Annotated in this window: 7 protein-coding genes; 4 read left to right on the top strand and 3 right to left on the bottom strand. The window is 71.3% G+C overall.

Annotated features, from left to right (window positions below):
* Positions 1-134: 134 nt before the first annotated feature.
* Positions 135-302 carry a hypothetical protein gene (locus TR50_RS47305; protein ID WP_160311244.1) on the top strand — a complete coding sequence of 56 codons (168 nt, stop codon included), beginning with the start codon at positions 135-137 and terminating at the stop codon, positions 300-302.
* Positions 303-324: 22 nt separating this feature from the next.
* On the opposite strand, the gene dacB is transcribed toward TR50_RS47305, so the two are convergent.
* On the bottom strand, positions 325-1,947 hold the full coding sequence (dacB, locus tag TR50_RS35860; RefSeq protein WP_084701567.1) for a D-alanyl-D-alanine carboxypeptidase/D-alanyl-D-alanine endopeptidase: 1,623 nt from the start codon (positions 1,945-1,947) through the stop codon (positions 325-327).
* A gap of 263 nt (positions 1,948-2,210) precedes the next feature.
* Between dacB and TR50_RS35855 the strand changes: the two genes are divergently transcribed.
* A complete protein-coding gene (locus TR50_RS35855) occupies positions 2,211-4,316 on the top strand; it encodes a transglycosylase domain-containing protein (RefSeq protein WP_052441734.1) in 2,106 nt (701 codons plus the stop codon).
* Between the two features lie 28 nt (positions 4,317-4,344).
* On the opposite strand, the gene TR50_RS47300 is transcribed toward TR50_RS35855, so the two are convergent.
* A complete protein-coding gene (locus TR50_RS47300; RefSeq protein WP_042432148.1) occupies positions 4,345-4,971 on the bottom strand; it encodes a DUF6879 family protein in 627 nt (208 codons plus the stop codon).
* Positions 4,972-5,082: 111 nt separating this feature from the next.
* Here TR50_RS47300 and TR50_RS43280 point away from each other — a divergent pair, with 111 nt between their 5' ends.
* On the top strand, positions 5,083-6,066 hold the full coding sequence (locus TR50_RS43280; RefSeq protein ID WP_052441733.1) for a helix-turn-helix domain-containing protein: 984 nt from the start codon (positions 5,083-5,085) through the stop codon (positions 6,064-6,066).
* A 198-nt stretch (positions 6,067-6,264) separates the two neighbouring features.
* Positions 6,265-7,047: a hypothetical protein gene (locus TR50_RS35840; protein ID WP_042432145.1), complete on the top strand. Its 783-nt coding sequence runs from the start codon at positions 6,265-6,267 to the stop codon at positions 7,045-7,047.
* A 111-nt stretch (positions 7,048-7,158) separates the two neighbouring features.
* Here the strand turns inward: TR50_RS35840 and TR50_RS35835 are convergent.
* The coding region (locus tag TR50_RS35835) for a collagenase (RefSeq protein WP_052441732.1) at positions 7,159-9,459 on the bottom strand (2,301 nt) is incomplete at its 5' end.

Raw genomic sequence — 9,459 nt, 5'->3', positions numbered from 1 at the left:
GCGCAACACGCCGCGCCAGCGGGGTCCCCGCCAGGGCTGACACCGCCGCGAGGCCGAGCGGAGCTGTTTCTTCCGCCCGGCCTCGCGGGGAACACTGGTGCTGAGTCCGTGGGGACTTTTCACCAGGGGGGATCATGAAGCACTTCGCGAAGATGCGCCGTCCGGTCGCGGTGGTCGCGCTGGCCGTGCTCGCCGTCGGCGCCGCGATCGGCATCGCCCGGGCCGTCCAGGACGGCCCGGACTACACCGGCGGCCTGGCTCACGCCCGTGCGGTCGTGAGCCTCGACCACCGGATCAACTGACGGACGCCCGGCGTCGGTGCGCTCACAGGTGCGCCGACGCCTCCTCCTGCAACAGGGCGGAGATCTGGTTGGTGTCGTCGAAGACGCGGATGACGCCCTGGAGGTCCGGGGCGGTCGCGGAGTTGACCAGCACCACGAAGACGACCAGGTGGCCGTCGTTGGTGAGCAGGTAGCCCGCCTGGCTCTGGTCGGCCACCGCGGCCCGCCCGTTCAGGTCGTCGACGCCGATGACGGTTCCCGGCTTGGCGAAGACCTTCCCCTTGGCCGGGCAGTCCGGGCAGGAGATCGCGTTCGAGCCGTTGACCCCCAGGATGGGCAGGGAGAAGCGGAACGCGGTCGCGTCGGGGGTGCGCAGCCAGTACTCGAGGATCTGGGCGAGGCCGACCGGGGTGGCCTTCTCGGTCGCGTCGCCGCCGCGCCCGTCGTCGAGCGCGAACTGGGTCGGGTCGACGTGCGCCACGTTGGTCAGGAAGTCGTGCTCGACCGCAAACCCGCCGCCGATGCAGTCCTTGCTGCCCGCCAGCACCGCCATGTTGCACAGCGCCAGGTTGGCGCCGAGGTTGTGGCTGACTTTGAGGATGAGCTTCGCGTACTGGCGGTAGGGCGGGGAGACGAACGCGGCCACCCGCGGATCGCCGCCGTAGGAGTCGGGCAGCGCGCGCTCCGGGTTGCGGCCGGTCGGCTTGGCGGTGACGGTGACGCCCGCGCGGCCGAGCGCCTCGATCAGCGCGGTGCGGCCGAAGGCGTTGGGGTCCTTGATGTCGGAGGTGCGCAGGACCGGCTGCGTCCCGGCGGCGATGGTCCCGGACAGGGTGATCCTGGTGCCGTCCGGGGAGGCGGTGACGGTGATGTTCGTCGTGCCGTCGGCCGCGACCGTCCTCACGTGGGAGACGACGCGGTACGGCGCGACCTGCGGACGCCAGAACAGCTTGGCCGCGTGCCCCGGCTTGGTCGGGGTGGTGAGCAGGTCGATCAGGTTGTCGTTGATGATCATCGGCGTGGGCTGCGGGTCCAGCGCCGGGGGCGTGAAGATCCTGGGGTCGATGATCACGTTGCCGTCGACCCGGGTGATGCCCGCGTCGCGCACCTGACGGGCGATCCGGTTCAGCCCCGCCAGCGGGTTCTCCGGGGTGAGGGTGGCCCCGGGCAGGTCGTTGGCGGAGGTGTGGTCGACGTTCGTGTAGTCGACCGAGCCGTCGGGCTTGGTCCGGCCGCCCATCGTCAGGTCGCCCTGCGCCACCAGCGCCAGGTTCCCGTCCAGGGTCGAGCCGCGGCGCGAGCCCGTCGCGTAGACGGGGGTGGTGAAGCGGTGGTCGGGGCCCAGGCTGTGCCAGGCGGCCGAGATGGTGACGAGCTTGGTGTCCGAGCCGGGGACGAAGGACTGGCGCGCGAACTGCGAGTGGATCACCGTGCCGTCCGAGGGGTCGACCTCGTACACGCCCCACTGCGCCGTCTCGTAGCCCGGCTTGTGCATGATCGCCTCGACGCCGGGCGGGAGCGGATAGCCGTGCCCGGCCCCGGCCGCGCCCGGGGACCCGCTCGCCAGCGCCGTGGGAGCGGTGGCGGCGACGCTGGCCGCCGTCACCAGCGCCACACAGGCAACGGCCCAGGGCCGCAGCCGACTAGTACGGAACTTCGGTTTCATGCACACCGCCGATTCTGCCGATTCTGACAACAGCCTGTGACCGATACGTCGTAAAATGTCCATAATTCCGCGGCAGCATCGTACGTCGCCGACCCGCGCACACCCCCTGGCCCCACCAGGCATGACGGCATTTCAGGCACGGATCACCCCTTCGGCGCAGGGCGAGCCGCGCGGGGCCGGTTACAGCTGGCACACAGCGGCTTGTCGCACAGTTGTGACGCTGTACGAACCGATCGGCCGATCTTGGTGCGTAGGTTTGTTCCGTGGCACCAGAGCGTCCGAAGAATCCCGGCATATCCCCGCAGCAACAGTCCCGGCGTCCCGGGCACAAGCTCCTCCTCGCCGTCCGGCTGGTCGGCGCCAGCGCGTTGGCGGGCGCGGTCGTCGCGGCCCTCGCCCTCCCGGCCGTCGGCGGAGTGGGCCTCGGGGTCAAGGGCGCGGCCGACAGCTTCAACAACCTCCCCGGCGACCTGGTCGTGCCGACGCTCTCGCAGGCGTCGAAGATCTACGACGCCGACGGAGGCGTGATCGCCACGGTCTACTCGCGCGACCGCACGGTGGTGCCGCTCGGCAGGATCGCGCCGGTGATGCAGAACGCCCTGGTCGACATCGAGGACCACCGCTTCTACCAGCACGGCGCCATCGACCTCCAGGGCACCCTGCGCGCCCTGCTCAAGGACGGCACCAGCGGCGGCGTCTCCCAGGGCGGCTCGACGCTGACGCAGCAGTACGTCAAGAACGTTTTCATCGAGGAGGCCGGCGACAGCGCGGCCGCCGTCGCCGAGGCGACCCGGCAGACCCTCGGGCGCAAGATCCAGGAGCTCAAGTACGCGATCGCGCTGGAGCAGAAGCTCAGCAAGCAGCAGATCCTGGACAACTACCTGAACATCACCTACTTCGGCGGCGGCGCCTACGGCGTCGAGGCCGCCTCGCAGCTGTACTTCAGCAAGCACGCGAGCCAGCTGACCCTGCCCGAGGCCGCCCTGCTGGCCGGCCTGGTCCAGTCACCCTCGGCCTACGACCCGGTGCAGAACCCGGGGGCCGCGCTGACCCGCCGCAACGAGGTGCTGGACGCGATGGCCACCTACGGCACCGTCAGCAAGGCGCAGGCCGCCCAGGCCAAGGCGGAACCGCTCGGGCTGAAGATCACCGTCCCGAAGACCGGCTGCATCACCGCCAAGCCCGGCGACGAGTTCTTCTGCAACTACGTCGAGCACGTGCTGCTGGACGACCCCGTCTTCGGCGCGACGCCGCAGGCCCGGCAGGCCCTGTTCGACCAGGGCGGGCTGCGGATCAACACCACGCTCAACCCGCAGGACCAGTCCGCGGAAGAGCAGGCCATGCACAACCACATCTACGCCGACGACAAGGCCGTCGCGGTCTCCAGCATCGTGCAGCCCGGCACCGGCCAGATCCTCGCGATGGCGCAGAGCCGCCCCTTCGGCACCGGCAACGACGAGACGGAGATCAACTACAACGTCGACGGCCTGCACGGCGGCGGCGAGGGCTTCCAGACCGGCTCGGTCTTCAAGGCGGTCACCGCGGCCACCGCCCTCTTGGAGGGCTACCCGCTCAACTACGAGATCGACTCCCCCGCCGTCGCGGACTACCCGGCGATGACCGACTGCAACGGCGTGGTCCACCCGGCCGTCGGCGGCGACCAGAACGACACCACCGTGCCCTACGGCAAGATCACCATGGTCAAGGCCATGGCCGACTCGGTGAACACCTACTTCGTCCCGCTGGAGGCCCAGGCCGGTCTCTGCAACGTGGTGCACATGGCGCAGAAGCTCGGGCTGGGCAGTCAGGGCGTGGTGGACTCGTCCGGCACCGCCCTGAAGCCGATCGCCCAGGCGCAGTCGCTGACCCTCGGCGTCAACGACCTCACCCCGCTGCAGATCGCCAACGCGTACGCGGCCTTCGCCGCCAACGGCGTCTACTGCGACCCGACCGCCGTCACCTCCATCACCGACGCGCAGGGGAAGAACCTGCCGGTGCCGTCGGGCAACTGCCAGCAGGTGCTCCCGCAGAGCGTGGCCCAGCAGGTCAACACCCTGCTCCACTCGGTCGTCTCGGACCAGGGCACCGGCGCCCAGGACGCGATCCCCTACTCGGACGCGGGCAAGACCGGCACCACCAACAGCGAGGCGCAGGCCTGGTTCGCCGGCTACACCGCCGAGCTCTCCGACGCCACCGTGGTCACCAACCCCAACTACCCCCTCCAGTCCCTCAACGGCGTGGACATCGGCGGCAACAGCTACGACCCGGCCTACGGCTACCTCACCGCCGGCCCGATCTGGCACGACACCATGGCCGCGGCCATGAACGGCCTCCCGGACAACCCCCTGGGCTTCGCCCCGGCCCAGTAGCCCCCGGGCTCGCGGCCGGAGGGCGCCACTACGGTCGTGGCGCCCCCAGTCCCGCGATCTCGCGGGGGAAGTAGGCCGCCAGCCCCTCCCCCGCCCGGTGCAGCAGCCGGACGAAGTCACGGGCGCGGCGGATGACTTCGTCCTCGCGGTAGCGGGTGGCGCCGTCGGGGACGCCCGCCGCGGTGTAGTGGACCTCGTAGACGGCCTCGTCGCCGAGCACCACGAGATCGGGCAGCGGGCCCGCGCCGACGAGGGCGGCGGCCCGATCGACGGTCAGCACGGCGACGTGCTCCCCGCGCTGGTCCTTGGCCCGCAGGACGTGCAGCTCCCACTGCACGTACGGGCTGACCGGCTCCACCACGACCCGTGCCCGGTGGTGACGGATCCCGGCGGCGGCGAGCGCGGCCGACTGCCGCTCGATCTCGGGGCGGGACTGCTCCACCAGCCTCAGGGCCTCCGCCCAGTCGCCCCGGCGGAACGCCTCCCAACTTGGGAACCCGGTCTCGTCGTAGCTCTGGAGGCACTCCAGCTTCCAGAAGCCGTCCGGACCGATCCGCCAGAACCTCTCCTCGAAGTCGGCGACATACGCCGCACCGTCCAGACGCAGCCCCTCGGTCCGGTCCAGAAGTCCACGCAGTTCGTTGAGTTCGCCCATGACATCGACATCCTCGGTGCACGATCGACAACGTGGCAAGAGCGCGTCACGTGTCGGTTGCGCGTGCCAAAGTACGTTGCGGAGGCCGGAGTTCGACCGAAGAGAGCAGGAATGGGCCGCAAGCAGCGCGACTTGGACATCTCCAGCGGGCCGGTGGCCGCGTTCGCCGCGCAGTTGCGGGCCACCCGCGAGGCCGCGGGGAACCCCACCTTCGCCACGATGAGCCGCAGGGCTCATCGCTCCATCTCCGCGCTGTCCGAGGCGGCCGGCGGCGTCGAGTTCCCGACCTGGGCGACCGTCGAGGCGTTCGTGCACGCGTGCGGGGAGACCGACACGACCGCGTGGCGGGAGCGCTGGGAGGCCACGCAGGCGGCACAGGCCGCGCAGGCCGCGCAGGCCGTCGTCGCGCGGAGGTGGGACGCGCCGCCCGGCAGGCGGGAGACAGCCGACCCGGCGGCGGAGACTCCCGCGCCAGGGCACGCCTCGCCGACGGCGCTGGCGGCGCTGACGGCGGCACCGTCGGACGTGCCGCGGCGTCGGATGCCGCCCTGGAGCGGCCGACTGCGGACCGTGGTCGCCCTGGCGCTGGGGCTGGCCGTCGGGGTGCCCGTCGGGGCCCTGCTGCCCGGACACTCCGCCCGCGGCGCGGCGGCGGTGACCGTGGCGCATCCGATGCCCTCGGTCGTGCTGGTCCCCGCCCCCTCCCCCGCGCCGTGGCCGGCCGGGGGCTCCGGTTGCCAGGCGCGGACCCACTGGGTGTACCAGTACGCCCAGGCGTACGCCGGACAGGTCTACGTCCAACTCGCCTCCCCCGGCGCGGGCACCGCCGAGGTGCCGACCACCATCACCTGGGGCCCCTGGTCGTGGCGGCAGCCGGTGGCCGTCCACCCCGGCGACCCGGCGCAGGCGGTCGGCGGCACCGTGCTGCTCTTCTCCAAGCTCGACACCAGCGCGCGCAACCCGTTGGTGGTGGTCGACACCACGAGTCCGCTCTGTGTCTCCTTCGGCACCGCCGGGGGCACCTCCGTCGCTCCCCTGGCGACGGTGGACGCCAACCAGGGTTGGGTGAGCAGCAGCCCTGATCCGGCCGGCTGACGGCCCGGCTGACGGCGCGGCCGGGGCGCGGCCGGGGGCGCGGATTTTTCACGATTGTTTGTCCGTGCCCGGTGGCTGTTGGCTGCCGCACCGCCTCGCCCGCACTGTGGGTGCCGAGCCGCGCGGCCGTGATCGCAGCGCCATGACGGCTGGTCAAGGCCGGTCCGCCGGACCGGGACGACGAGGAAGTGGGGACGCATGAAGTTCGCAGGAATATGGCTCGGCCGCCTGTTCGCCGTGCTGGCGCTGGTGGCGGGCGGCGTCGTGTGGTTCGGCGGCGCCGCGCAGGCGGCGACCGTGTGCGGGAGCCAGGCGGTGCCGACTGGATACGTGATCACCTCGGAGTCGCTCACCTCGGCCTGTACCGGCGGCTACCTCACCGAGACCATCCAGCTCCCGCACAACGGGATCGCGATCTGCGACAACTCGCCGATCCCGAGCGGCTACGTGCTCACCGCGAACTACACGACCAACAACTGCGGGAGCTACCAGGGCGGCACCCTCAGCACGCCCTACAGCGGCATCACCGTGTGCGGCAACGGCAACGGGGCGATCCCCGGCAACTACGTGATCACCTCGGAGGGTCCGACCGGTCCCTGCGCGCAGTTCTACAGCGAAGTGATCAAGACGGTGTCCAGCGGGATCCAGATCTGCGGCAACTCCCCGATCCCCGCCAACTACGTGATCACGTCCGACTACACGCTCAGCGCCTGCGGCATCTACCAGGCCGCCAACCTCACCGCCGCCTACAACGGCATGCAGTTCTGCGGCAACTCCCCGATCCCGGCCAACTACGTGATCACCGGCAACTACGCGGTCAACAGCTGCGGCCAGTACCTGGGCGGCAGCCTCGCCGTGGTCTACAACGGCATCACCGCCTGCGCGGACTCGCCGATCCCGGCGGGGTACTGGGTCTCCGCCGGCTACTTCCAGACCTCGGCCTGCGGGATGTACCAGGCCGAGAGGCTGAGCAACAGCTGATCCGTCCCGGACCCGCCCGCGCCGCCGCTGCTGCCGCCGCTGCTGCCACTGCCGCCGCTGGAAGGACGCTGAGCGTCCTTCCGGCGGCGGCGCCGTGGCGGGGTGGCTCGCTCAGTACTGCGTCGTCACGGTGACGCCGCTGAAGGCGGTCTTCCCGTAGAGGCTGACGTAGCGCCAACCGGCGCTCGTGCTGGTGACGGTGAGGGTCTGGGCGGTTCCCGGCCGGGTGGAGGCCGCGGTGTGCAGCAGGTTGCTCGCCCAGCTCGTCGGGTCGTAGTAGAGGTAGGCCGTGCCGCTGCCGCCGGAGGTGCCGACGGTCAGGGTGGTCCGTCCGGCCGGGAGGTACACGCGCAGTCGGACCAGGCCGCCGGCGCGGGCCGACTCCCCGGTGCGGGAGCAGCCGCGGCCCAGCTGGCGCGGATCCGCCGCGGTGCAGCGCGGGGCGGTGACGGTGACCCGCTGGGAGGCCGTCGAGGTGCGGCCGTTGCTGTCGGTCACCGTCAGGGTGACCAGGTAGCTGCCCGGGGCGGTGTACGTCTTGGTCGGGGCGGACGCGGCCGAGTGCGTGCCGTCGCCGAAGTCCCAGGCCCAGGAGGTGATCCGGGCCTTGCCGACGGCGCTGGACCGGTCGGCCGGGCGCAGCGTCAGGCCGCTCGTGGTCGTGTGGAACGCGGCCGTGGGCGAGCCGGCGCCGACGCAGGCGCCCGCCGTACAGGCGTCGAGCCACCGGTCGAAGTCGGCGTCGTAGCGCGTGCCGAGCCCGTTGTAGACCGCGTAGCCGCCCTGGTAGTCGCCGACCCGGAAGCGCACCAGCATCTGCTGGACGACCGAGGGGTGGTTCTCGATCATGTACCGGACGGCGAGGTAGCCCCACGGATAGGTGCGGGTCACGTCGCTGTTCTCGTAAGTGTTCTGGAACAGCGTGCTCAGCGCGTAGGTGTGCTTCGCCGCCTCGGCGACCGCCTCGGTGTCGGTGACGCCCCGGTAGGTGTAGGAGACGTACTCGGCCACGCCCTCGATCCACCACACGTCCGGCACGGTCGTCTCGGCGGTGAAGTCGCCGAGCATGTCGTAACGGCCGTCGAGGTCGTGGGTGTACTCGTGGTTGAGGTTCCAGACCCGGGCCGTGAAGCCGTTGTCCGTTGGCTGCTGGTAGACGATCGACATCGGCTGGTTCTTCGGGTCGGTCGGGTCGCCGGTCAGGGTGATGCCGCCGTTGTCGGTGTCGACGCCGAAGATCGCGCCCGCGTAGGTCTGGTAGTCGGCGGGGCTGGCGAACACGACGAACGTCACCGTGTTCTCGTGCTGCCCGGGCAGCGGATGGCTCCGCTGCACCAGCTTCTGCACGAACGGGTCCTCGCCGCGCAGGCTGGCGCAGACCGCGGCCAGGTCGGACGCGGTGAGCGCCTGGGCCTTGATCGCGTGGGTGGCGTCGCAGGTGTGGCTGATCGGCAGCGCGGCCGCGGTCAGCTGCTGTGTCAGGTCGCAGACGCCGTAGTAGCCGCACTGCGCCTGGTCCTCGCTGTCGGCGAGCGAGGCCACGCCCACCCAGAGCGGCGCGGTCGGCCCGGTGATCGAGGAGGCGTCGAGCAGCCCCTTGATCAGCGGCCGCACCGTGCTCTGGAGCGCCCCGTGCTGGACGAAGCGCGCCGTCTCCACGCCGGCGTTGGCGTCGAGGAACGTGTTGGCGGTGCCCAGCAGGTCGGTGTGGTGCAGCGCGAAGGCGTCGAGTGTGTCGACGACGGACGGGTCGGCGGTGACGGCGGCGACGAAGTCCGGGAACTGGTGGCCCCGGTACAGCGGGGTGAAGACGTCGTTGACGAAGTTCACCATGTACCAGGAGGAGTCGTAGGCCTCGCTGTAGCCGTCCAGCACCCGCTGGTAGAGGCCGAGGTAGCGGGCCTGGAGGTCGGCGCTGTCGGTCAGGATCACGACGTCGCCCGCGACCTCGCCGTTGGCGTCGCTGACGTCGGCGAAGTGCGGGGAGGCGGTGAAGGCGTCGATGCCGTCGGCGACCGCCGAGGTGAGGGCGGCGTCGTAGTCGCCCACGTCGGCGCTGTCGTTGTACTGCACGTAGTAGCCGGCGCGGAGGAAGAGCACGAGCTGCCAGATGCCGGTGGAGTCGTCGCCGGTGTACGAGCCCGCCTCCGCCGTGAACGCGTCGGCTATGGACGTCATCTGGCTCTCGCGGAAGACCGCGCCCGCGTCCGGGCCGGTGGTCCCGAAGAGCGTGTTGACGCAGTCGGTCGTCGAGGACTCGACGAAGGACACCAGGGCGGCGCCGCTGCGGCTGCCGAAGTCCGCGGGGGTGCAGGAGTCGGTCGGGGCGGCATGGGCGGCGTTCTTGCCCGGCGGCGACGTCGACGGCGCGTGCGGCGGGAGCTGCGCCGCGCTGAGGCGTGTGGTCTGCAC

The sequence above is a fragment of the Streptacidiphilus anmyonensis genome (genome assembly GCF_000787855.1).
GTDB lineage: Bacteria > Actinomycetota > Actinomycetes > Streptomycetales > Streptomycetaceae > Streptacidiphilus > Streptacidiphilus anmyonensis.
The sequence above is the reverse complement of the archived record's forward strand: the minus strand, read 5'-3'. Positions and strand labels throughout refer to the sequence as shown.